This window comes from Rhodomicrobium sp. R_RK_3 (assembly GCF_002198715.1).
GTDB lineage: Bacteria > Pseudomonadota > Alphaproteobacteria > Rhizobiales > Rhodomicrobiaceae > R-RK-3.
Map to the genome: position 1 here is coordinate 59,934 of NZ_MWLK01000009.1, position 23,731 is coordinate 83,664.

The window sequence follows — 23,731 nt, forward strand, 5'->3', positions numbered from 1 at the left end:
CAGTGGCATGGGTCTGCGCTGCAATGGCGTTCTATGAGTATGACGAAGGCACCGTATTATAAGACTTTATCCACGCCGCAGACCTTCGTCTGGCGGATGTTCCTCTTCGTCGCCCTCGCCTCCTGCGTGGGCGTCATCCTCTACGCCCAGATCCTGACGGCCTTCAAGGCCAACCCCGCGCTGAACGGCGTCATCATGGGCACGCTCGGCTTTGGCGTCATCTACACTTTCCAGCAGGTCTTGCGGCTCTATCCGGAGATCCGCTGGGTCAATAATTTCCGCATCGCCGATCCCGGCCTGGCGCTCGACCGCTCGCCGGTGATGCTGGCGCCGATGGCGACCTTGCTGCGCCGCCGCCAGGGCCAGGCCGCGCTCTCGGCGACCGCCATGCGCTCGATCCTCGACTCGATCGCCGCAAGGCTCGACGAGTCGCGCGAGACCACGCGCTACATGATCGGCCTGCTGGTCTTCCTCGGCCTGCTCGGCACCTTCTGGGGCCTGATGGAGACCGTGCAGTCGGTCGGCGGCACCATCGCCGCGCTGAGCCCGTCGGGCGGCGAAGGCGGCGCCATGTTCGAGGAGCTGAAGACCGGCCTCGCCGCGCCGCTGGCCGGCATGGGCGTGGCCTTCTCCTCGTCGCTGTTCGGCCTTGCCGGCTCGCTGATCGTCGGCTTTTTGGATTTGCAGGCCGGACAGGCTCAGGCCCGCTTCTACAACGAGCTGGAAGAGTGGCTGTCCAACATCACCGAGCTGTCGCCGGAGGGCAGCAACGCGGCGACCAATGCCGGCCAGCCGGCCCAGCTCCGCTTCGCCCTGCTCGACATGCAGCGCACCATGACCGACCTCGCCGACAAGATCGAGCAGGGCATGGCGCGCAATAACGGCACCGAGGCGATGCTGGAATTGTCGCGCGGCATCGACCGGCTGGTGAAGCAGATGCGGGCCGAGCAGAAGGTGGTGCGGGAATGGGTGGACGAGCAGGCGCATCAGCAGAACGCGCTCGCCAACGTGCTGCGCGAGCAGAACAAGCTGGCCACCATTCTGCGGGATGTGGCCGTGCGGCCGCCAAGGGGCGGCGGCGACCGGTGAGGCGCATGCGCGTGGGAGGTTGACGGATGGCGATAGCCGCAAGAGGGCGCCGGCGCGGGCATATGGATTACTGGCCCGGCTTCGTCGACGTGCTGTCGACCCTGCTGCTGGTCGTGACCTTCCTGATGTCGATGTTCATGATCGCGCAATATTTTGCCAGCCAGGAATCCAGCGGCAAGGACAGCGCCCTCACCCGTCTCAACCGGCAGATTGCCTCGCTCAATGAACTGCTCGCGCTGGAGCGGGCGCGCAAGCAATCGGCCGACGACCAGCTTTCCTCGATGCAGACCTCGCTCTCCGCCGCCGAGGCCGAGCAGGGCCGCCTGCGCGCGCTGCTGGCCGGCGAGGGCGACAAGGGCAAGTCGGCGGACGGCCGCATCACCGCGCTTTCCGCCCAGGTCGACGAGCAGAAGAAGATTTCATCGCAAGCGATGGCGCAGGTGGAATTGCTGAACCAGCAGATCGCCGCCCTGCGCCGCCAGATCGCCGCGCTCGAGGACGCGCTGAACGCCTCGGAAAAGCGCGACCGGGAATCGCAGACCCGCATCGCCGATCTCGGCCAGCGGCTCAATGTGGCGCTCGCCAAGCGCGTCCAGGAGCTCTCCCGCTACCGCTCGGATTTCTTCGGCGAGCTGCGCAAGATCCTCGGCGACCGCGACGACATCCAGATCGTCGGCGACCGCTTCGTCTTCCAGGCCGAAGTGTTTTTCGCCAGCGGCTCCGCCGAGATCGGCCCGGACGGCAAGGCCCAGCTCGACAAGCTGGCGGTGGCGCTGTTGCAGCTCGACAAGCAGATCCCGTCTGAGATCAATTGGGTGCTGCGCATCGACGGCCACACCGACATCCGGCCGATCGCCACGCCGAGCTTCGCCTCGAACTGGGAGCTGTCCTCGGCCCGCGCCATTTCGGTGGTCAAGCAGCTCATGTCGCAGGGCGTACCGGCCAAGCGCCTGGTCGCGGCGGGTTTTGGCGAATACCAGCCCCTGGTCGACGGCAGCACCGATCCCGACCTGCGCCGCAACCGCCGCATCGAGCTGAAGCTGACGGAGCGGTAGGCGCGCAGCAAGCGGCGGGGGGCGGATAGGGATGCTTCGGCTCGCGCGAGGCGCCGTTGGACCGATGTTTTTCCGGGATGACCGACGCCTCGGCCCCGCTAAAGGCGCGACCAAAGCGCCGCTTTCCCCCATGCCGCAGCCGGATCGCCTCTCCCCTTGGAGGCCTTTGCGTATCGAAGGTCCTCTCCCCGTCGTCCCGGACGGCCGTCAGGCCGAGCCGGGACCCAATCATATTTCCGCTATTGNGCCCCGGCTCTAACGGCCGGGGCGAAGGAATCGAAGTTTTGCAAAGGTCTTCATGGGGAGAGGGTTAGGGTGAGGGGGTAATCCTTATCGGAAGGGCAGGACTTCGCCACACGGAGAGGCATTCCTACCTCCTCGCACGCTGACGCGCCCCCTTCCCCACTGCGACCTATGCAGGACTCGGAAATCAAATCTCCGCCGCCGCGGCCGTCGGAGCCGGGGCCTGCTCGCCTCGCCTCTTGCCGCAGCAATCGCGGACCCGCCAGTGGGTCCCGGTCCGGCCTAACGCCCGCCCGGGACGACGGAGGAGAGGCAATACGCGATGCGCAAAGGTCTCCATGGGAGAGGCCGAGGTGAGTTCTCATACGCTCAGCCGCAATCCCCGCGACGGTGGGGATACAGTACGCCGCAGCAATAGAGATGAGGCAGAGTAATCATGCGCGCTTGTTGCGGCTGTAGTCCAGCATGCGCTGCATACGACGCGATTCTGCTATGCTGTCATTTCCGCGAAGCGGAAATCCAGTACTCCGCAGCGGTTCACAATTAGGCGAACGTGACCTACAGATGCTGCCCTTTACTGGATCCCCGCCCTCGCGGGGATGACACTGAGGATTTGCGGCGCGTCAATTGCAAACCGACGGCCGCACGCGCCCTCGCCTCAATGCCGGGTCGCCGGCAATCCGGAGGAGAGCATCGGGCCGATTTCCGCCGCCAAGCCGGCCGCCGCGATGGCGGGAGCGAGCGGGGTGTGCTCGGCATAGAGCCGGTTGCCGCCGGACAGGATGCGGGTCGGGACGGGCTTGGCGATTGCCCAGATGGCATTGAACGCGAATTGCGCCAGCCGCACGGAGCCGGGCGCGTCCTCTTCGAGAATGTCGAGGCCGTTGCGGTTCTCCTCGCAGCGGCGCAGCATGTCGCCGGTCCAGCAGATCGACGTGCCCATCACCAATTGCTCATGCGCATTCAGCAGCGCCGGGGTGCGGATCAGCCGCACGCATTCCCGCCGGTCGTCGCGCGGCGCGATCAGGTTGAGCGCCGAAGCCAGCTCGGTCAGCAGATCGACGGGCGCGAGCTTGGAAAAGATGATCTGGACGGAAACCTGCTGCCGGTCGAGCCCGCTTGCCTGCAGCGACAGGGCCTTCGCCACCGCCGAGGAGGGAGAGCGCGCGATCAGCGTCAGCGAGCGTTCTTCGAGGCCGCCGCCGTTCACTTCCAGCCGGTTGAGATAGGCCGCTATCAGTCCGGAGAATTTTTCGATCGACTGCCGGGGGTCGCACAACGGTCTTTTATTGAAGCTGGAGAGAAAGCCCATCGTACGTCGTTCCTCATTGACGGAAATTGCACGGCAACCCGTTTTGCCGGCCCATCCCGTCAGTTAAATCCGTCACGGTTAAGGAACGATTGATGCCGCTGAAAGAGCTGCCGATTTGTGCCGGCCGCAGCACATCGGGATGGCGCGGGCGGCGCCAGGACCGGCTGTCATCGCCGGTCTCCTGCGGGCAGGACCCTGCAGGATTGCAGCCGTTGCCGGCGGCGGGCATCCGGTCCCGCGAAGCCGGACCGGATGCCTCCGTGTAGCCGAGATCACCGCTGCTGAACGGGCGTCTCGCTGGTCGTGGTCGGAGCCTGCGTTGCGCCATCCGTACTCCGGACGTCGCCGCCGAGCGCGGGCTCCTTCTTGCCGTCGATATAGTTCTGCGCGGCCCGGCTGACCGGCGCGGCGGCGGCCGGGCTGAGCGGGCGGCCCTTGGTCAGGTCGCGCTTGCGCTCGACCATGCGCTGGAGATTGTAATTGTTGGCGCAGCCCGGCGGCAGGCGCGGCGGGCCGTCATCCGCCGGGGACTGCTTCTCCACCGCAAGGCAGGCTTCGGGAACCAGCACCTTCTTCGTGCGGCCGTCCTCGGAGGCGACCCGCAGATGGGTGTAGTTCGGCGAATAGTCCTGCGGCACCAGCGAGGTCTCCGGCGGCGTCTCGTAACAGGCGCTCAGCAGCGCGGCGCTCGAGAGAGCGGCGAAAGTCAGAACCAGCTTGCGCATCGTGATATCTCCCCCCGCGCCGATCATTTCAGAATGAAGCCGGAGGAATTTTCCGGCCCTTGGCTCGTCAGCGCGGCGCCCTTTTCGGTGGGATCGGGGCTGACGATGTTGGCTTGCCAGGACGAGGAGAAATCGGTCCGGTCGAGCGGCGTCGCCAATTCCCGGTCGCTGACGGGATTGACGAGGTAGGGGGTGATCAGGATCACCAGTTCCGTCTCGTTGCGCTGATAGCGCTCGGAGCGGAACAGCGGCCCGAGCACCGGCACGTCGCCGAGCACCGGCAGCTTGTCGACGCTGCGGGAGACTTCGCGCTGGAACAAGCCCGCGAGCGCGAAGGTCTGGCCACTCGCCACTTCCACCACCGTCTCGGCGCGCCGCACCGTGAAGCTGGGCAGATTGAAGCCCTGCACCGCAAAGCTGGTATTGGCCGAGATCGAGCTGACCTCTGGTTTGACCCGCAGGCCGATGCGGCCTTCCTTGACGATGGTCGGCATGAAGGAGAGCGACACGCCGAACGGCTTGTACTGCACGGTGATGCTGTTGCCGCTGTCGCCGTTCGGGACCGGGATCGGCACTTCGCCGCCGGCGAGGAAGCTCGCCGTCTCGCCGGTCACCGCCGTCAGGTTCGGCTCGGCGAGCACGGTGAGCGCGCCATTGGCCTGCAGCGCCTCGATCAGCACGTCGATGTCGAAATTGCCGACTTTGCCGCCCGCCGTGAAGTTCGGATTGAGATCGAACGAGGCGGTCTTCTTCTCCACGCCGAAATTGAAGGTGCCGGCTTTGGCCGACACGCCCCAGTCGATGCCGAAGGAGCGCAGATCGTTGCGGGAGACTTCGGCGAAGCGAACGCGGATGTTGATCTGGTTGGAGCCGTCGATGCTGGCGCCGTTGATCGGCGGCCGCCCCTCGCGCGAGTACATCTGGGCGACATTGGCGACGTCGACCGCCTGGTCGACGGTCTGGAAGCGGCCCTTGACCACCGCGCGGGTGCCGAACATCATCACGTCGGCCGGGGCTTCCGGCGCCATCGCCTGCTTGGCGTCGGTGGGCGGGCCGGAATCGGCGACCACCTTCAACAGCGCCGAGCCGGTCAGCCGGACGGCCGCCTCGCCGCCCTCCTTGGCCCGGCCGGAGATGGCCATCATGTTGGTGTGGCCGAGCTTCTTGCCATAGACATAGACCAGATCCGGCGAGACGACGCGGATGTCGGCAATGGCGGGATCGGCGATGAAGACGGATTCGACGGCTTCGTCGAAGCGCAGCAAGCGGCCCTGGCTGACCGGAATGGTGATCTGCACTCCCGCTGGCTGATAGTCCGACGAGGACCGGTCGCGCGGCGGCAGATAGCTCTCTCCGTCCGGCGCGATGCCGATGCCGCTGCCGCGCCTGTCGGAGACCTCCGTCATGTCATGCACGCCGGCCACCTTCTGGTAGCCGGCCGGCACAACCGGCATGGTCCGCTCGACGCCGCCCGACAGGCTGACCGTGTTCGTCGCCTGCTCGGCGATGCCCGGCACCCGCGTCGGCCAGGCCGAGCGGAAGGAGGCCGTCAGCCCCTGGGCCAGCCCCACCGCCAGTCCGATCACGGCGACGAGGGCGACCGCCACCGTGGCGATCGAGCGCGGCGTCAGGCCGAAGCGCGCGCCGGTTTGTCCGATGGCCTGCAAGAGACCGGCCATTGCCTGACGCAGCCCCCCGGCATCGTCAGGCCGCTTGGCCCGTGGTTCCTCGACCACCTCAAGTAAGATCAGCGGCTCGTCGGGCCGCCCGTCATTATCATCCGCCATTGTTCCCCCAAACGCTAAACCCCAAGACGCGCGGATCCTGAAATGCCGGTCCCCGCAGATGCGGGGATCAATTCCGGTGGTTCAAAATTGAGCGCGAACCAATTTTCTCTACCGGACCGCCTCCGTTCCCTCGCGGCGGTCGATGCGTCCGGAACTTGCTCTTGCAGCCGGCGTCTCGGCGACGATGGTCGCCAAGGGCTGCACGCTGAATTCCGGTGTCAGCTCCTGATAGGACAGAACCGGCAGGTCGATGCCGTTGCGCATCAGGAGATTGCGCAAATGCCGCCGCACATCCATGGTCGACAGCACCGCCGGATTGACATCCGGCTTGGTCGTCGCCAGCACGCGGCGGAATTGGTTGATGATCGGCCGGGCAGTCGCCTCGGGCACGTTCAGGAAGGTGCCGACCGTGGTCGGGCGAATGGCGGCGCGCAGGCTGTCCTCGACGCTGCGCTCCAGCACATAGGCGGCGATGACGCGGTTGCGGTCGGCGACGCGGAAGCAGATCTGGCGGCCGAGGGCGAGGCGCACATATTCGCCGAGCAGCACCACGTCCTTTTCCTTGGGCGCGTATTCGACGAGGCCCTCCAGGATCAGCCGCAAATTGCGGATCGGGATGTTTTCCTCGACCAGACGGCGCATGATCTCGGCGATCTTCTGGATCGGCACGACATTCTGCACCTCGCGGATCAGCTCGCCGAAATCGGCCTCGGCGCGGCCGAGCAGGGCGCGGGTCTCCTGGATGCCGACGAATTGCGGCGCGTAGCGGCGAAGCACTTTCCCCAGGCACTGGCCGAGCACCTGCGCCGGCGTCAGGAAGCCGATGCCGGCGTCCTCGAGCGCCATCTTATAGGAGGCGTTGACCCAGATCGCGTCGCCCCGGTCGATCAGCGGCGCGCCGCGCTCATAGGGGATGGCGGCGAGGTCGAGATTGGTCGGATCGCCCAGCACCATCAGGCTGTCGGCCGGGATTTCGCCCTCGGCGACGGGCACGTCCTGCAAATCGACGCGGAACTGGTTGGCCTCGATGGCGGCGTCCAACTGGTGGTCGATGCCGGGCGGACTGACGCCGAGATCGTCGACCAGCTCCGCGCGCACCGCATCGATATTGCCGGCGAAACCGTCGCCCTGGATCGCCTTGTCGAGCTTGGCGCCGACGCGGATCAGCACGCCGTGGCCGGGCAGCGCCTTGCGCGCCGGCTGAGCGCCGTCGGCCCCGGCCTTGCCGTCCTTGGCCTGCAGCGGCACGGCGGCGGAACCCTCGCCGGCCTCGGCGGCGTCGCCCAGTTCACGCTTGCGCTTGTCGAGCAGAAAGCCGCCGCCGAACAAGGCCGCCGCGAGCGTCAGGAAGACATAGACCGGAAAGCCGGGAATGAAGGAGAGGCCGAGCAGGATGCCGCCCGAGAGGTAGAGCACGCGCGGGTCGGCGATGATCTGGCTGGTGATGTCGGAGCCCAGATCCTTGCGCTCGTCGCTGGCGACGCGGGTGACGACGGTCGCGGCGCCCAGCGAAACCAGCAGGGCCGGGATCTGCGCCACGAGCCCGTCGCCGACCGTCAGCAGAGAATAGATATGCATGGCGTCGCTGAAGGACATGCCCTTCTGCGCCATGCCGACCGCGAGGCCGCCGATCAGGTTGACGACGATGATGACGAGGCCGGCGATGGCGTCGCCCTTAACGAATTTCATGGCGCCGTCCATGGCGCCGAAGAGATGGCTTTCGCGCTCGAGACCCCGCCGTAGCACCCGCGCTTCGAGCTGGGTGATGTCGCCGTTGCGCAGCTCGTTGTCGATGGCCATCTGCTTGCCGGGCAAGGCGTCGAGGCTGAAGCGCGCGGCGACTTCCGCGACGCGCTCGCCGCCCTTGGTGATGACCACGAATTGGGCAATGGTGATGATGAAGAAGATTACCAGGCCGACCGCCACATTGCCGCCGATGACGAAGTCGCCGAAGGTGCGCACCACCGAGCCCGCGTCGGCATGCAGCAGGATAAGGCGCGTCGTGGTGATGGTGATGGCGAGCCGGAAGACGGTGGCGATCAGGATCACCGCCGGCAGCGAGGAGAACTGCATCGGCGAGGTGATGTAGAAGCCGACCAGCAGGATAAGCAGGCCGATGGTGATGTTGAACGTGATGATGATGTCGACGAGCATCGTCGGCAGCGGGATGATCATCATGACCACCGCGGTCAGGATGATGACCGCGAGCACGAGATCGCTGCGGAGCGACAGGATGCGGGCGAAGCGGATCAGACGTTCAAGCACGGTTTTCCTGCCTGCGACGATGGATGAAGTGCTGGAAGACGCGCCGCGCCTCGGCCTTGTGTCCGGCGCGCCACAGGGCGCGGCCTTGCAGAAGATCGAGCAGGGGATCGTCTTCGTCGAGCGAGCGTAGACGGGCGATGACGGCGAGGGCGCGTTCGGGCGCGCCGTCGTTCAGAAAAGTATAGGCAAGTGTCCGCAACACCGGCCGGTTTTCCGGTTCCAGCTTCGAGGCAATAAGCTGAAGCACAAGCGCGCGCTTCGTCTGTCCGTGATTGGCGTAGATATAGCCGAGTGCATGAAGGAGCTGGAGGGTATCATCCTTCTGATTCATGCCTTATTCCCCGCGAATAGCTCCGCAAGCCCGCTTTGACGACGCGGCAGTTTTTTCACCGGCAGCGCACAATGCTTACGCAGCATGACCAACTCGCGAGGACGCAATCTCTCACCCGACAGATTCAGCCATAGCTAACTGCTAATCCCCTGGCAAGTCAATCGACAACAATCGCTTGTAAATCCGGGGCCTTTTGAGTAATCTCATTAGACATTCCGCACCTGACGGCAACAATGTGTAAAATTTCGGCACTCGACTAGTCCAAATTGCCGCATTAATGCCCAACGATAGTAACTCCAAGCAATTTGAATTAATTTATGCGACGTTAATTGAGAAAACGCGTTAGTCTAAGTCTCAATTTTCCGCATTATGGATTCATTCAAATTGGACGGTGCGCCGGAATGAGTGTGGATGTCGAGGATTTGTCGGGAATTTGTCGGCACTTTAAAATCGCGCTGGGGGAGTTACTGTGCAGTCTGTGAGTGTGTCGGCGGGGGCCGCGAAAAGCTGGCGCCTCCGGATTTCGCCGGGCCGTCTGGGCAAGGCGGCCCTGATGTCTTGCGTGCTGTTGCTTTCGGCCTGCAATGTCGAGCTTTATGACAATCTTGACCAGAAGCAGGCCAATGAGATCGTCGCGACGCTGTTCCGGCAGGGCATCGCCGCCGAGCGGGTGATCGGCAAGAACGGCAAATATGCCGTCGGCGTCGAGGAAAGCCGCTTCGCCGAGGCCATCGCGGTCTTGAACGAGCACGGGCTCCCCAAACACGAATTCGCCACGCTCGGCGACGTCTTCAAGAATGACGGCATCGTCGCCTCGCCGGTGCAGGAGCGGGCGCAGATGATCTATGCGCTCAGCCAGGAGCTGGCGCGCACCATCTCCGAGATCGACGGTGTGCTGTCCTCGCGGGTGCATCTGGTGCTGCCCGAGAACGACCCGCTGCGCCAGCAGCTCATCCCCTCCTCCGCCTCGGTGTTCATCCGCCATGTCTCGACGGCGCAGGTCGCCACGCTGATCCCGCAGGTGAAGATGCTGGTCGCCAACGGCATCGCCGGCCTGACCTACGACAAGGTCTCGGTGGTGCTGGTGCCGGTGAACGCGCCGGAGGCCTCGCCCGCCATGCGCGCCGAGCAGGAGCTGACCTCCGTCCTCGGCATCTATATGCATCGCGACAGCGTCGCGCGGGCGGGCTGGATGCTGGTCGGGCTGGTCGCCCTGCTGGTCGGCATCGGCGGCTGGGCCGCGTTCCTGACCTTCAATCAGCGCCGCCGCGTCTACACGCTGCCCGCCAACAGCCGGGCGCGCGCATCATGAACGCCGCCGCGATCGACGAACACGCCTGGCGGGCCTTTCTGGAGCAGCCCATCCTCTATATCGACCCGGAGCGGATGTCGGTCTGCTTCGACGGCCATATCGGCCCCGACCTCTCCGAACGGCTGCTGGCCAGCACGCGGCTGCGCGACCGCCTGGCGCAGATCGTGCGCGACCATTACGCCCTGCCGCTCGGCCTCGGCGTCTATGATGTCGAGGATGAGGACATGGCCATCGCCATGGCGACGCCGGACATTCTGGTGCAGATCGTGCCGCGTGCCGGCGCCATCTATTGGGCGGTGGCCATCGCCAATACGGTCTATGCCGCCGATGTCGCAGCGCTCCAGGCCGAGATCGGCGAGGACCTGTGCACCTACGCGCTCAAGCACCGCGACCTTGCCGGACCGGAGACGAAATTCGCGGCGCCCGACGCCGCCGCCGAGCGCATCGCCGAGAGCGGCTGGCGCTGCCTGTCGGCCTGGTGCGCGGCGCTCGACCCGGCCATCGGGGCGCGGGTGCGCCTGAAATTGCCGCCCATCGAGAGCTTCGACGCCGCCCCGCCCGAAGCCATGGCGGAGATCGGCCCGAAGATCGTCCGGCGCGCGGCGGCCGCCGCATGAACAAACCGTTGCAAGACCAGAGCCGAGCCATGTCTAAGGAGCTTCCGAGGGCCCCCGGCGTCAAGATCATCCGCGCCGGCGAGGAGAATGCCTGGCGCGACGCCTATGCCCTGCTCGCCGAGGCCAAGAACGCTCACGCCGTCGAGCGCGCGCGCGGCTATGCCGAGGGCATGGCGGCGGCGAGCAAGGATGCCGGCAAGCTGGTCGCGGAGACGGCGGCGAAGGTCGACAACTATATGGCCTCGCTGGAGAAGGAGGTCGGGCGGCTGGCCTTCGACATCGTACGCCGCGTGCTGAGCGAATTCGACGATGCCGAGCTGGTCGCGCGCGCCGCGCGCAACGCCCTGGCCGATTTCCGCGACGCCAAGTCGGTGCGGCTGAAGATCCACCCCTCCGCCGAGGCTCAAGTCCGGCGCAGCCTGCTCGCCTGGGCGGGCGAGCGCGGCGGCGAGCCGCTGCCCGTCAGCGTCGAGACCGATGACGAGCTCGACCGGCGCGCCTGCATCCTGGCCACCGAATTCGCCGTCGTCGAGGCGACCGTCGATACCCAGCTTGCCGCCATCGCCGAGGCGATGGGCCTCGCCAGCGGCGCGGGCTCCCGATGAGCGGCGACGAGGGGATGGACAATATCGTCCGCCGCCTGCAGGGCGCGGTGCGGGACGTCGCCCCGCGCCGGCCGAAGGGCCGCGTGCGCAGCCTGCTCGGCGTCATCGTGCATGCGACGGTGCCGCATGTCCGGCTCGGCGAGCTCTGTCATCTCGTCGATCCCTCCAGCCATCGCCGGGTGCTGGCCGAGGTCGTCGGCCTCGCGGACGACATGGCGATCCTGACGCCGATCGGGGATCTAGCCGGCCTCTCCAGCCTCACCGAAGTGGTACCGACCGGCGATGAATTGCGCGTGCCCGTCGGCGAAGGGCTGCTCGGCCGCGTCATCAGCGCGGTCGGCGAGCCGCTGGACGATGGCCCCTGGCCGCCGCGCAACATGGCCGGCAGCCGCGCCGTCGCCGGATCGCCGCCCGAGCCCTTGAGCCGCGGCCTGATCGAGGAGCCGATCCAGCTCGGCATCCGCGCCATCGACGGCCTGCTGACCGTCGGGCGCGGCCAGCGCATCGGCATTTTCGGCGAGCCCGGCATCGGCAAGTCGAGCCTCCTCGCCGAGATCGCCCGCAACACCGACGCCGATGTCGTCGTCATCGGGCTGATCGGCGAGCGCGGCCGCGAAGTGCGCGAATTCATCGACCGCCAGCTCGGGCCGCAAGGCCGCGCCAAATCCGTCGTCGTCACCGCGACCTCCGACCGCCCGGCCATGGAGCGCGTCAAGGCCGCCCATGTCGCCACCGCGATCGCCGAATATTTCCGCGACACCGGCCGCTCGGTGCTGCTGCTGATGGACAGCGTCACGCGCTACGCCCGCGCCATGCGCGAAATCGGCCTCGCCGCCGGCGAGCCGCCGACGCGGCGCGGCTTTCCGCCCTCGCTGTTCGCGACATTGCCGCGCCTGCTCGAGCGCTCCGGCCCGGCGCCGTCCGGATCGATCACCGGCATCTATACCGTGCTGGTCGAAGGCGACGGCATGCTCGACCCGGTCGCCGAGGAAGTTCAGGCCATTCTCGACGGCCACATCATCCTCTCGCCGGACCTTGCCCAGCGCAACCACTTCCCCGCCATCGACGTGCTGCGCAGCCGTTCGCGGCTGATGGAAGCCGTCGCGCCCGCCGATCACCGCCGCTACGCCGCGCGCATCCGCGAGCTGATGTCGCGCTATCAGGAGGTCGAGCTTCTGGTCCGCGTCGGCGAATATGAGCGCGGCAGCGACAAGACCACCGACGAGGCCGTCGCCAAGATCGACCGCATCAACGCCTTCCTGCGCCAGCCGGCCGGCCATCCATCCAGCCTCGCCGAAATTGCCTCGCAGATGAAAGGGCTTGCCGAATGAAGCCCGGCGATATCGACCGCCTCTACAAGCTGCGCGAGAAGCGCAAGGAAAAGGCGCTGGAGCTGGTCACCATGCGCCATGCCCTGTTCATGCGAGCCGAGCAGCAGCGCGCCGAGGCCGCCGCCGCCGTGATCGAGCATGTCGAGCTGACGCTGGAGCACGAGAAGACCAGTTTCGCCGGCATGATGGGCAAGGTCATGAGCCACGCCGATATCGGCAATGCGCGCTCCGAGCTGACCGTCATGGTGCTGCAGCTCGAGGACCTGATGGCGCAGGAAAAGGCGCGCGGCGAACAGTCGAGCGCGGCGCAGGCGGCGCTGACGGCGGCGAACGAGGCCTTCCGCCAGCATTACCGCAGCGCCGAGAAGCTGCGCTTTCTCATTCAGGAGCAAAAGCGGATGGCGCAGCGCAAGGGTCTCGCCGCGTCGGAAGCGGGCGAGGACGAAATGCGCGGACGCCGGCAGGGCCTGGGGTCCGAGAGATGATTGGCAAGCGAAGGTGTCGGGATGCGTGAGGCGGCAGCCGCCGGCAGAGGCGGACTCCAGAGTGGGCCGGGCAAGGTGACCTGGGAGCCGGTGCAATTCGCGCCGGTCGATCCGGCGAGCGTCGAGGCGCTGAACATATTCTACCGCCGCCGCAGTCCGCTGCGCGGCCAGATCGGCGGCCGCATCCTGACCTTCGAGCCGCAATGGCTGAACCGGCGGCCGGACATCCCCGATCCCTGGACCGTGACGATCAGGCTCGACACGGCCCAGGCCGAGCTGGTGCTGCCGCAATCGGCCATCCTGGACCTGCTCCGCGATCTCGACGCCTCCGTCGCCATCTACGCGCTGCCGTCCGAACATCGCAGCCTGCTCGTGGAATTTGCGCTGAGCGAAAATCTCGACGCGCTGGAGGCGGTGCTCGGATGTTCCGTGTCCATCATCAAGGTGGACCGGACGCCCGCGAGCGCGGCCACCTCCGGCGAGCCGTTCCTGTCCTTCCAGTTCGCCGGCGATGGTATGCCGCGGTCCTGGGGCCTGCTTCGTGCCGGCGCGCCGCATCTGCTGCGGCTTGCACAGAGCCTGGACCGGCTGCGCGGCCCGGTGCCGTCGCCGAACATGAACGAATTGCCGCTCGCCGTGCACCTGCGCTGGGCCTCGGTCGATCTGAGCTATTCCGAGCTTTCGTCGCTGGTCGCCGGCGACATCCTGCTGGCCGACGCCCATTGCAAGGAGCCCGAGACCGTCATCGCCGTGATCGGCGATCAACTGGTCGCGCGGGTCAAGGTCGTCGGCGATGGCTATCAGCTACTCGACGCCCCGCGCCCGGTGAAAGGCTCGGGGCTGGACTGGTCGGCGGCCAACCCGCTGCCGCAGCAGGGGCGCGTTCGCGACGGCTCGGCGGGCGACATGCCGATGCGCGTGTTCTTCGAGCTGCCCCAGTTGCAACTGCCTTACGCGAGGCTTCGCGAATTGCGGCCCGGCGCCCGCATCGGCACGGACGAGCAGCAGGATCCCTATTTCGATCTGATGGTCGAGGGCACCCGCATCGGCAGGGGCGAATTGACCACCATCGGCACGGCAGCCGGGGCACGCATCGTCCGGGCGTAGTCCGTCGGCGATTATTGGAAAGTTCGCGGCGCTATATACGAGGCGTTGCTGCTTTCTTATGCAGTGTATCTTGCGTTGCTCGGCATTTGGTCCTGATAGGACTGTATTGCCTCAGCAAATGGCCATCAAGCCGATGGTCAAGGCGCTGTTTTTGTTCTAACATCATAATCGGTCAATTAATGGCGGGATTGGCGCACAGGCGTCAGATTTGGATCGCAAAGCCGTCGCGGTGGCGAGATCCTGGGGCGGGTCATAATGGACGGAAATAGCATCGGGTCGGTCCAGGAATCGATACAGATCTCAGACAAGTTTTCGGAAGCCTCCATCATCTTCAACCAGGCCATTTTGGACATCGCCGACATCAAGACGCAGGACGAGGCGGGGCCCGAGCTGCCGCCGCTCGCCAGCGTCGAGGATGTGCGCAGCGTGCTGATGGCGAGGAGCCGCCCGGCGCAAAGCCGGGGCGACCGGCCCGCCGCGGATGGCACCTTCGGTAAGACCGAATACACCGTCGTTTGCGGCGACACGCTGCGCTCGATCGCGGCCGCCCACGGCCAGAGCGTCGACGATATCCTGATCGCCAATCCCTGGCTGCATGGCAGGCGCCGCGTTCGCGAGGGCATGACCATCGCCCTGCTCGACGATACCCGCCTCGCCATCGCCCGCGAGATGGCCACCACCTGCGATCCCGCCCGGCTGCAGGAGCTGGTGCAGCAGGAAATCCTTTACGCCACCATGGGCTCGGCGACGCCGGAGGATCTGCTGCCGGCGCTGAAGCTGGAGATGCTTGCCCGGCGCGGGCCGTGCGACCATTGCTTCGCCGCCATTGTCGAGGCGCAATCGCAATGGGCGATGCAGCTTTGGACCGGCCAGGGCCGGGTGCATGCGGTCATGGATAAGCTCCGCGAGCTCGCCGCGCTCGGCGACCGCGACGGGCTGAAGCAGGAAATCCTGAACATGCTCCGCGATGTGGCGAACAGTTCGCCGACGGCCGAGGCCATCGCCGCGCGTGTCGAAATCCTGCGCACTTACGGTCCGCAGGACGCCGTCTTCGTCGAAGCGCTCAACGAAGCCGTGAGCTATTTCAATGTCGGCCAGGTGCAAGAAGCCGCCGCCGCGATCGCCGATGCCTATGCGCAATCCGGCCCGATCCGGGCGGCCGAGCTGCTGGCGCAATATACCGCCTCGGGGAGCGTCGATCCGCTGACGGCGGCGCGCATCCTCAACGCCGCCCAGCCGACGGTTGCGCAGATCATCAGCCATCTCGGCTATGGCGACCTGCATGAATGGCCGGGCGGCCCCGAGGGCGAGACCCGCTATTTCCACATCGACCTGGACGGCAAGGAAACCATCTTCGCCTTCCTCAGCACCACCGTGCAAAGCGTCAGCCGGACGGCTGCGGCGGAATCGAGCGTGCGCCAGATGGCCGACCTCATCAACGTCCAGCTCTACACCTATGTCGCCCGCTCGATCGCCGAGGACAAGGGCATCATCCTTCCGATCGAAATGCTGAAGCTGAACGGCGATTTGCAACTGGCGACGATGATCTTTATCGGCGTGAAGGGGCTCGCCAGCACCAAGCTGGAATGGGCGCGCAGCTACGCCAATACGGTGCGTGACCACGCGGACCCGGCGACCGCCTGGAACGATCTGATCAAGAGCGCCACCGCGATGGCGGATCACGCGCGGCGCGCAGGGCAGGCCTAGCCGGCACGGCAGGGCGCGGCGCGGCTGTTCGGCTGCGCTCGCCGCCACCGGCCAGGGCGGGCGCGAAAAGAGCGTTGTACGGAACTTGCCGGCATTATTGGTTGTCGAAATGTCGATAAATCGTTAATGTTATGCCGGCATGCATTATTCGTTTCTCTATGAATTACGGGTGTGGAGGCACAGGATGACATTTGACAGAGTGTTGCTGGAAACGTCGGACATCGACTCGCGTGCCGCCGACATGGCGCCCGCTTATCTGGTGACGCAATTCTCGACCGTGCTTGCGGGCTTGCAGCCCAAGATCGGTGCGCCCGGCGCGGGCAGCCCCGAGACCCAGGCCGCCGCCTTCATCAAATCCGTCGGCAACGGCGATAGCGAGCTGACCGTGGACGAATTGGCGTCGGTCTTGCCGAGCGACATTCCCCCGGAAAAGATCAAGCAGTTCATTACCGATTTCAATACCAAGGGCCAAACCGAGCTGACGCTCGACGCCAAGGAACTCGGCGCGGCGTTCGAGATGTTGACGAAGGCGAAGGCGGAGACCGGCGAGGGCCCCTCGGAGACCGGAGGCGGCGGCGGCGGTGGTGGCGGCGGCGGCGGATCGGGCGGCGCCACCCATGCCGGCGGCGTGCTGAGCCAGTTCGTCGGGATGCTCGCCGAGCTGTTCGGCGTGAACGAAAAGGGCGAGCTCGACGAGGAGAAGCTGAAGGCGTTCGTCGCCAAATACGGCAATGGCGACGGGCTGAGCCTGTCCGAATTGAAGGAGGGCCTGAAGGCAGAGGCCGAGGCGAAGGGCGTGACCTATGTCGAAGTCCCCGACGCCAAGCTCGAAGCCATGTTCAAGGCGGCCGGCGGCGACACCGATGGCGGCCTCGACGCCGCCGAGCTGAACAGCCTCAACACCGCGCTGAACGCGGCGGCCGAAACGGAAGCCTGATCCCCTCGCGAAGCGCCAGCGCGGCGCGGGCCGAGAGAGTTGCAGCGCCACGGCTGGAGATCCAGACCGTGGCGCAATCGTTTCGCGCGGCTGGTCTCCTCTCCCCATGGAGACCTTTGCATATCGCAAGGGCCTCGCCCGCAGCCAAACTCCCTCTCCCATGGGGAGAGGGTTGGGGTGAGGGGGTAATCGCTATCGGTAGGGCAGGACATCGCCTCACCGATAGGCATTACCTCCTCACCCGGCGCGCTGGCGCGCGCCGCCCTCTCCCCATGGAGACATTTGCGTATCGAAGGTCCTCTCCCGTCGTCCCGGACGGCCGTCAGGCCGAGCCGGGACCCAATCATATTTCNCCTGTCCCTCTCCCCATGGAGACATTTGCGTATCGAAGGTCCTCTCCCGTCGTCCCGGACGGCCGTCAGGCCGAGCCGGGACCCAATCATATTTCCGCTATCGCGGCGGCAAGTGGAGAGGCGAGTGGGCCCCGGCTCTCACGGCCGGGGCGAAGGAATCGAAGTTTTGCAAAGGTCTCCATGGGAGAGGGCTAGATCGCGGCGCTTTGAGACGCGGAGAATTATCGCGGCGCCTTAATTAGATGCCATCAGCACGGTGCTGGCCGTTCCGCCTATGGATTCCGGTCCCGGCTGATGGCCGTCCGGCCCTAGGCACGGGCGGTCCAATCGCACCATCCGCCCGTTTCCGAAAGACCTCAGGCGCGCCGCGCGCTTCCGGCGAGGCCCATGCGGTCGCGGAACAGCGCCTCGTCGACGATCTGCTCGGCGGTGCGGGGGATGTCGGGGTGATAGATCAAATCGCTGATCCGCGCATGGGGAACGGCGGCCGCCAGTTCGGCGAGCACCGCGTCGAGCTCGGCCTCGGGCAGAGCCGCCAGCAGCATCAGCTCGACTTTGCCGATCATGTCGGCGCGGGTCATCGGCCAGAACTCCGCGCGGTCAAGCCGGGGGCCGGCGCGTCATGCCGGATCGTCATCCGGCGTTCCGCCGAGCGCCGGCGGCGAGGGCCGCCAGCTCAGCAATGGCGGCCGGGTGGAGCGGCGCCGCCGTGAGCTCGCCGACACCTTGACCAGCGGCTCGGGACCTTGCCGCGTCAGGCGTACCACCGGCAGGCCGGGGGCGGGACGGCGCGGCGCGGCGCGGGCCGGATTGCGGCCCTCGCGCTGGCGGAATTGCATCCACTTCCTGCGCGCCCAACGGCCGAGGCTGTAGCCGGCGCCGCCCTGGCCCCGGCGCTGCTGCTGCTTGCCCGCCAACCAGCGGCGGCGGCGGCGGCGCTTGAGCCGGGCTGCGGCGGCATACATGAAGTTCAGGATCGAATAGGGGTTGGTCGGGTCGAGCGCCGACTGGAAGGCGAAGGGCGACAGGATGACGATGTTGCTGAGATCGTAGAGGCCGCCGCCTTCCGAGACCGGCACCTGATGGAAGACCAGATAGCTGAAGAGATCTCCGGTTTGCTGGCTGGACGGCGCGACCGGCGCCATGCCGTTGCGCATCCGGGCCAGATTGGCCTCCGAGAATTGCGTCGCGATCTCCGGCGTATCGGCGGCGGCTCGCCACAGCGCCGCGCGGAATTGCATGAAATCGTTGAAATGGCGCGCGCGCAAATGGTTGGCGAGCTGCGACGGGATCCAGCTTGCCCGCGTTTCCGCGCCGCCGAGCCAGGACGCATCCGCCGGCCGCAGCGCCGCGCTGGCATAGGCGCTGCCGGGCTCGCTCCAGCCATCCATCAATTGCGCCTGCCGCAAGCCCCAGATCGCTTCCAGAACCTGCTCGGGAGAGCAGCCCTGGGCGCGCATGAACCGCACCAGGCTGCCTTCCTCCGAGGTGCGGGTGAAGATGGTCAGCTTGAGCTGCAGCCAGTCGAGATTGCTTGAGCCGATAGAGGAGAAATCGGTGAAAAAGCCGGTCGGCGCCCCGCTGGCCAAGCTGCCGTCGAGGAACGGCTCCCGCTGGCCGCGCCCGGGGCCGAAGGCAAATGGGCCGACCATATCCGGATGATAGCCGCCCCCGGCAAAGGCTTGCCCAGGCCGAAGCTCGGCCATCTGCTGCGCCTGCCGGTAGTCCTGATTGGTGTAATGCGGGGCGCGCACGCCCGGCACCTCGCGCGCCAGCACGTAGCGGATCGCCGCCTGCGGGTCCCAGGGCTCGCTGCCGCGCCCGTAAAGGAAGCGCTGCCAAGGGTCGTCGGCATCCTGCGAATTGTCGGGGATGAAGCCGACGCCGAGATTGCCATTGCCGCTATAGCCGCCGCCCTGCCCCCAGCCGTAGCCTTGCCACTGCCCCGGCACATAGCCATAGGCCTGCCAGGGCTGCGGCCCCTTCTGCGGGCCATGCGGCAGCGGGAAATCCTCGAACTTGTCGCGGCCATGGCCGTCATCATGGTCGAAGCGGCGCGGGCCGCCATCGTCGCGCCGGTGGCGCCCGGCGATGGTAAAGGGATCGAACTTGCCATCGGGGCCAGACTCATTGTTGCCGGGCCGGCTGCCGCGCTCGGTTTCCTCGCGTCCGCCGCGCTTTGTCGGCGGACCGCCGTCGCCCTTGACGTTCGATGAATGCTGCGAGACCGGTCCGTTGCCAGCCGCCTTGGCGAGCGACTCCTTGAAAGCGGCAATGCTTTCTTCGGTATTGTGTGCCGCCGGGACGTTTGACTGGGAAATGCTGCGTCCCGCTTCAAAGACCATCGGCTGCCCCCACGACGCTGTTTGCCGTTTCTACCGCTCTCGCAATAGGGTGCCGAATGGTTGCGTCGGAATCAAGGTAAACGCGGCGGAGAGACTGATTTTTCAGGTATCGATAAGCCGCGCCCACGAATTTGCCTTCGGTCTGCCGCAACTTCCACTTAACATCGGATGACATTCGGAAGGGGGAAGAGGATTCGATGAGCAGTGACCGGCCGCAAAGACCTGCACCGCCGCGCTACAGCCGTTTTTCGCAGGTGGATGTGGTGCCGCCCCGGCCGCCCGAGGAACCCTCTTTGGCCGAAATCGCCGCTCGCGCATTGAACGCACAGCATCTCGACGCGCCGCGCCGGCCGCTGCCGGACAATGGCTGGCGGAACCAGCCGCCGCCGCCCGAGCCGAGCCCGTTCTGGGAAGAACAGCGCTGGCCCTTGCGCAGCCCGCCGCCGCCGCCGATGGCTCCGGCCGCCGAGGCGCGGGAGCCGGTGCGCAACCGTCAGACCCCGGCCGAACCTCAGATGGAGCAGCCGGCCCAGCCGAGGCCGGCCAAGGCGCGGCGTCCGCAAGCCAAGCCGGTGCCGGCGGGGCCGGGCATTCTCGCCCGCACCATGACCGCCGCGCGGCAGAAGGCGGCCCCCGCCTTGATCGATGGCGCGTTCTGGCTGGCCCGCAATCTGCGCCGGCGCGAGATCCGCAAGCGCTATAACCGCGCGCTGGTCTTCGGCCATACCCGCATCGCCGACCGCAAGCTGGAAAAGCTGTTCTTCGTGCCGACGCTGAAGTCGCAGGCCATCGGCCCCGCGCCCGATCGCGGCGTGCATTATGACGGCCCGGTGCCCGCCGCGGTGTTCGACTGGGTGATGGCGGCGATGCCCGCCGACCTTCGCCAATTTGCCTTCATCGACATGCGCGCGGGACGCGGCCGGGCGACGCTGCTCGCCGCCAAGCGCAATTTCAACCGCATCGTCGCCTATGAATATGATCCGGAGCTCTTCGACGACCTGACCATGAACGTGGCGCAATATCCGCGCTCGCTGATGGCCTGCCGCAATATCGATTGCCGCCGCGCCGACATCGACGGCATTCGCCTGCCGGACCAGCCCTGCGTCATCTATTTTTCCGGCTCCTGGCGCGAACAGATGATCCCGGGCGTCATGGACTATGTCCGCCAGACCTACCGGCAAAGCCCGCGCCGCCTCTATGTGGTGCTGGAGAATGTCTGCGATGAGACGGGGCTCGCGGGCGACAACATCTTCGAGCGCCTGGAGCCGGCTCTCGGCGACCGGCTCAAGCTGCGCCTGCTGAGCCCGATGGATTTCAGGCTCTACCGGAGCAGCGTTTAGCGCGGGCGGCGCAGCCCAACGCTCGCACCACGGGTAGGGTGACGCGTATCACCGTGGCCTCCCCTCCCGTCGTCCCCGGCGGGGGACCCACTCCCAGCGCAGCGGGCACCGCGCTCGCATAGAGGCCAGCGGGCCCCGGCTCTGATGGCCGGGGCGAAGGCTTGGCTGCTTAGCCGCGCGGGGTGTGGGTCAACTGGTCGAAGCGGTCGATCGCGTCGGCGCCGTTATAATGCTGGTGGCCGTAAGAGCGGTAGGGCGCGGCGGATGCCACGGAAACGCTTCCCATCAACGCGACGGCGACAAGCAGCGAGCGAATGAAAGTGGTCATTGTCATCTCCTGAAGGCAAAGGCTTGGTCTTAACCTGAGCGAGAGGTGGCGCCGTCGCCGCGCGGAAAAAGGGCGGCGCAAGCGTCTGTGATCGAACTTGAGCGGCTGTGAAAAAACTTTGCAATATCAGGGCAATGTGACGCCAGCTTGCGGAATATTTCGCAACCGCCTGCCGCGATCCTTCCCGAAGCCGCCGCCGAGTTTATGCCGGTCGGCGGTCCCTTCTCCCGGCGCGGCGATCACAGCGCCCGGCTCTGCGCGAGCTGATCGGAGCCCACGGGCAGCACCACGACCTTCGTGCCGACGCCGACGCGCTCGTAGAGGTCGATGATGTCCTGGTTCATCAGCCGCACGCAGCCGGAGGACACCATGGTGCCGATGGTCCAGGGTTCGACCGTTCCATGCAGCCGGTAATAGGTGTCGCGGCCGCCCGCGTAGAGATAGAGGGCGCGCGGGCCGAGCGGGTTTTCGGGGCCGCCCTCCATGCCGCCGGCCCAGGGACCATAGCGGTCGGGCTCGCGCTTGATCATGTCCTGGGTCGGGATCCAGCGCGGCCATTCGGCCTTGCGCGCGATCACCGCCGTGCCCTTGAAATTGAAGGCCTCCTCGCGGCCGACGCCGACGCCATAGCGGATCGCCCGGCCGCCCGGCTCAACCAGATAGGCGTAGCGGGCATTCGGGTCGACAACGATGGTTCCGACGGCCTCGCGCGTCTCGTAGGAGACTTCGCGGCGCAGGAATTTCGGGTCGATCCGGCGCAGATTGATGGCGGGGACGGGAAACGGCTCGGTATCGACCGGGCCATACATCGCGAGGTAATAGCGATCCGGGCCTGCATCGATTGAAGTCAGTTCGCGCCGGCCCCGCGATGCGCAGCCCGCGAGCACGAGCGGCGCTCCGAATACAAACGCACGTCTGTCGATCATCGTTACCAGTCCCCCAAAAATTCCGGCTGGGATGGAGGCCGTCTGCCGCCGGAAAAAATGTCGACCATTAACACCGCCACGAGCATGACCGTTCCCCATGCACCGAGCCTGCGCCCGAATGGCGCGCTTTTAGCGTCCAGAAAAAGGCACGGCGGGAATTATGGAGAGAAAATGGTGGAGCAAGCCTCACCATTCGCGGCCGGGCGCCCGGATCGAGCGCCGCTCAATTGAGCAGCGCCGCATCGCCCCGCACCACCCGCTCGGTCAAATTCGCGGCGCAGAGCTCGATGAAGCGGTAGGCATAGCCGCGCAGATAGCGCCCGCGCCGCACCGCGATAAGCGAAGTCTGCTCGTCGAAAAAGGCGGAGCAATCGAGGAAACGCAGCGTCTTGTCGCGCTCGGGCACGAAAGCCATGGAGGCCATGATGCCGACGCCCACCCCCAATTCAACATAGGTCTTGATGACATCGGCATCGAGCGCCGAGATCACGATGTCGACATTGAGACCGGCGGCGGCGAAGCGGTCATCGACATGCCCGCGTCCGGTGAAGCCTTCATGATAGGTGATGATCGGCCATTCGGCGATGGCTTCGAGCGTCAGCGGTTCGATCTCGGTCAGGGGGTGATTCTGCGGCACGACCACGCCATGCCGCCAGGAATAATAGGGATAGGCCAGGATGTCGGGGCTGTCGAGCAGCGCCTCCGTGGCGATGGCGATATCGGCCTCGCCGTTCAGCAGCATTTTGGCAAGCTCGGCGGGCGTGCCCTGCTGCAGCACCAGGCGGACTTCGGGAAACATCTTCCTGAACGCGGCGACGGCCTCCGGCAGCGCGTAGCGCGCCTGGGTATGGGTCGTCGCGACGACGAGCTCGCCGCGATTGCTCTGGGCGAATTGCTGGGCGACGTGCCGGACATTGGCGGCATCGAGCAGGATGCGCTCGACCATGCCCGAAAGCTCTTGGCCGGGCGCGGTCAACCCGAGCAGCCGTTTCCCGCGCCGCACGAACAGCTCGACGCCGAGTTCATCCTCGAGATCCTTGATGTGCTTGCTGACGCCGGATTGCGAGGTGTAGAGCGCGGCGGCGACGTCGGTCAGATTATAGTTGCACCGCACGGTTTCGCGGACGATGCGAAGCTGCTGGAAATTCATCGCGCCACTCCTTTACGGCTTTGGGAGTTGGAATGGTGTCAGACCCACATGCGATCCGCTGACGGTCGCGCTTCGAGAGCTGGCAGCCCTGGAGCCTCCCGGCCACGCCCAAGGCGCAGCGGGCCGCTAAGGGCATATCAGCCGAAATATAGCGCTCGACCGATACTACGTACAGCGCAAACCTGAATAAAGAACGAAATTCTTAATGGAAAGTGACTGGGTCGCGGGAGGCCACCGCGCCGGGTCTGGCGGGATCGCACGAGGAACGGCGGCGCGTTTCTCGGCCTAGTACGCGGCGCAGCCGAGCCCTCTCCCATGGGGAGAGGGCGGCGCGCGTCAGCGCGCCGGGTGAGGGGGTAATGCCTATCGGTGTGGTGAAGT

Annotated in this window: 21 protein-coding genes; 11 read left to right on the forward strand and 10 right to left on the reverse strand. The window is 66.3% G+C overall.

The window, feature by feature from the left end; translation table 11 throughout:
- Positions 1–39: 39 nt before the first annotated feature.
- Positions 40–1,089, forward strand: a complete 1,050-nt coding sequence (locus tag BLEFHOIH_RS05265; RefSeq protein ID WP_210191626.1) for a MotA/TolQ/ExbB proton channel family protein — start codon at positions 40–42, stop codon at positions 1,087–1,089.
- A gap of 26 nt (positions 1,090–1,115) precedes the next feature.
- A complete protein-coding gene (locus BLEFHOIH_RS05270) occupies positions 1,116–2,144 on the forward strand; it encodes a peptidoglycan -binding protein (protein ID WP_088343474.1) in 1,029 nt (342 codons plus the stop codon).
- Positions 2,145–3,045: 901 nt separating this feature from the next.
- Here the strand turns inward: BLEFHOIH_RS05270 and BLEFHOIH_RS05275 are convergent.
- The 5 genes from BLEFHOIH_RS05275 to BLEFHOIH_RS05295 all read right to left on the reverse strand — a co-directional run bounded on the left by BLEFHOIH_RS05275 (position 3,046) and on the right by BLEFHOIH_RS05295 (position 8,807).
- On the reverse strand, positions 3,046–3,699 hold the full coding sequence (locus BLEFHOIH_RS05275; RefSeq protein WP_088343475.1) for a hypothetical protein: 654 nt from the start codon (positions 3,697–3,699) through the stop codon (positions 3,046–3,048).
- 272 nt (positions 3,700–3,971) lie between these two features.
- Positions 3,972–4,424 (reverse strand): hypothetical protein, encoded by a 453-nt coding sequence (locus tag BLEFHOIH_RS05280; RefSeq protein WP_125461593.1) that lies wholly within the window; start codon positions 4,422–4,424, stop codon positions 3,972–3,974.
- A 23-nt stretch (positions 4,425–4,447) separates the two neighbouring features.
- Complete coding sequence (locus tag BLEFHOIH_RS05285) at positions 4,448–6,211, reverse strand: type II and III secretion system protein family protein (RefSeq protein ID WP_088343477.1); 1,764 nt, start codon at positions 6,209–6,211, stop codon at positions 4,448–4,450.
- Between the two features lie 108 nt (positions 6,212–6,319).
- The gene (gene sctV, locus BLEFHOIH_RS05290) at positions 6,320–8,476 is read right to left on the reverse strand and encodes a type III secretion system export apparatus subunit SctV (protein WP_088343478.1); all 2,157 of its coding nucleotides are present in this window, start codon (positions 8,474–8,476) and stop codon (positions 6,320–6,322) included.
- On the reverse strand, positions 8,469–8,807 hold the full coding sequence (locus BLEFHOIH_RS05295; protein ID WP_088343479.1) for a hypothetical protein: 339 nt from the start codon (positions 8,805–8,807) through the stop codon (positions 8,469–8,471). The genes sctV and BLEFHOIH_RS05295 overlap by 8 nt, the downstream gene beginning before the upstream one ends.
- Positions 8,808–9,276: 469 nt before the next feature.
- Here BLEFHOIH_RS05295 and sctJ point away from each other — a divergent pair, with 469 nt between their 5' ends.
- The 8 genes from sctJ to BLEFHOIH_RS05335 all read left to right on the forward strand — a co-directional run bounded on the left by sctJ (position 9,277) and on the right by BLEFHOIH_RS05335 (position 16,908).
- On the forward strand, positions 9,277–10,119 hold the full coding sequence (sctJ, locus tag BLEFHOIH_RS05300) for a type III secretion inner membrane ring lipoprotein SctJ (protein WP_245296874.1): 843 nt from the start codon (positions 9,277–9,279) through the stop codon (positions 10,117–10,119).
- A complete protein-coding gene (locus BLEFHOIH_RS05305; protein WP_088343480.1) occupies positions 10,116–10,736 on the forward strand; it encodes a SctK family type III secretion system sorting platform protein in 621 nt (206 codons plus the stop codon). The genes sctJ and BLEFHOIH_RS05305 overlap by 4 nt, the downstream gene beginning before the upstream one ends.
- 29 nt (positions 10,737–10,765) lie before the next feature.
- Complete coding sequence (gene sctL, locus BLEFHOIH_RS05310; protein ID WP_170937010.1) at positions 10,766–11,341, forward strand: type III secretion system stator protein SctL; 576 nt, start codon at positions 10,766–10,768, stop codon at positions 11,339–11,341.
- Positions 11,338–12,672 (forward strand): FliI/YscN family ATPase, encoded by a 1,335-nt coding sequence (locus BLEFHOIH_RS05315; protein ID WP_088343482.1) that lies wholly within the window; start codon positions 11,338–11,340, stop codon positions 12,670–12,672. Before sctL ends, BLEFHOIH_RS05315 begins: the two co-directional genes overlap by 4 nt.
- The gene (locus BLEFHOIH_RS05320; RefSeq protein ID WP_088343483.1) at positions 12,669–13,157 is read left to right on the forward strand and encodes a hypothetical protein; all 489 of its coding nucleotides are present in this window, start codon (positions 12,669–12,671) and stop codon (positions 13,155–13,157) included. Before BLEFHOIH_RS05315 ends, BLEFHOIH_RS05320 begins: the two co-directional genes overlap by 4 nt.
- 21 nt (positions 13,158–13,178) lie before the next feature.
- Positions 13,179–14,264: a FliM/FliN family flagellar motor switch protein gene (locus BLEFHOIH_RS05325; RefSeq protein WP_088343484.1), complete on the forward strand. Its 1,086-nt coding sequence runs from the start codon at positions 13,179–13,181 to the stop codon at positions 14,262–14,264.
- Between the two features lie 255 nt (positions 14,265–14,519).
- Entirely contained in the window at positions 14,520–15,971 is a 1,452-nt protein-coding gene (locus BLEFHOIH_RS05330) for a LysM domain-containing protein (protein ID WP_088343485.1), read from the forward strand.
- A 184-nt stretch (positions 15,972–16,155) separates the two neighbouring features.
- Positions 16,156–16,908, forward strand: coding sequence for a hypothetical protein (locus BLEFHOIH_RS05335; protein WP_125461594.1), 753 nt, complete (start codon positions 16,156–16,158; stop codon positions 16,906–16,908).
- Between the two features lie 709 nt (positions 16,909–17,617).
- Here the strand turns inward: BLEFHOIH_RS05335 and BLEFHOIH_RS05340 are convergent.
- The gene (locus tag BLEFHOIH_RS05340; RefSeq protein WP_088343487.1) at positions 17,618–17,842 is read right to left on the reverse strand and encodes a hypothetical protein; all 225 of its coding nucleotides are present in this window, start codon (positions 17,840–17,842) and stop codon (positions 17,618–17,620) included.
- A 39-nt stretch (positions 17,843–17,881) separates the two neighbouring features.
- Positions 17,882–19,606, reverse strand: a complete 1,725-nt coding sequence (locus tag BLEFHOIH_RS05345; RefSeq protein WP_088343488.1) for a hypothetical protein — start codon at positions 19,604–19,606, stop codon at positions 17,882–17,884.
- Between the two features lie 197 nt (positions 19,607–19,803).
- On the opposite strand from BLEFHOIH_RS05345, the gene BLEFHOIH_RS05350 reads away from it, so the two are divergent.
- On the forward strand, positions 19,804–20,946 hold the full coding sequence (locus BLEFHOIH_RS05350) for a hypothetical protein (RefSeq protein ID WP_125461595.1): 1,143 nt from the start codon (positions 19,804–19,806) through the stop codon (positions 20,944–20,946).
- A 169-nt stretch (positions 20,947–21,115) separates the two neighbouring features.
- Here the strand turns inward: BLEFHOIH_RS05350 and BLEFHOIH_RS26585 are convergent, their stop codons facing one another.
- From BLEFHOIH_RS26585 to BLEFHOIH_RS05360, 3 genes are all read right to left on the reverse strand, one after another.
- Positions 21,116–21,274 carry a hypothetical protein gene (locus tag BLEFHOIH_RS26585; protein ID WP_170937011.1) on the reverse strand — a complete coding sequence of 53 codons (159 nt, stop codon included), beginning with the start codon at positions 21,272–21,274 and terminating at the stop codon, positions 21,116–21,118.
- 239 nt (positions 21,275–21,513) lie between these two features.
- Positions 21,514–22,200, reverse strand: a complete 687-nt coding sequence (locus tag BLEFHOIH_RS05355; RefSeq protein ID WP_088343490.1) for a L,D-transpeptidase — start codon at positions 22,198–22,200, stop codon at positions 21,514–21,516.
- A gap of 223 nt (positions 22,201–22,423) precedes the next feature.
- Positions 22,424–23,350 carry a CysB family HTH-type transcriptional regulator gene (locus BLEFHOIH_RS05360; protein ID WP_088343491.1) on the reverse strand — a complete coding sequence of 309 codons (927 nt, stop codon included), beginning with the start codon at positions 23,348–23,350 and terminating at the stop codon, positions 22,424–22,426.
- Positions 23,351–23,731 lie beyond the last annotated feature (381 nt).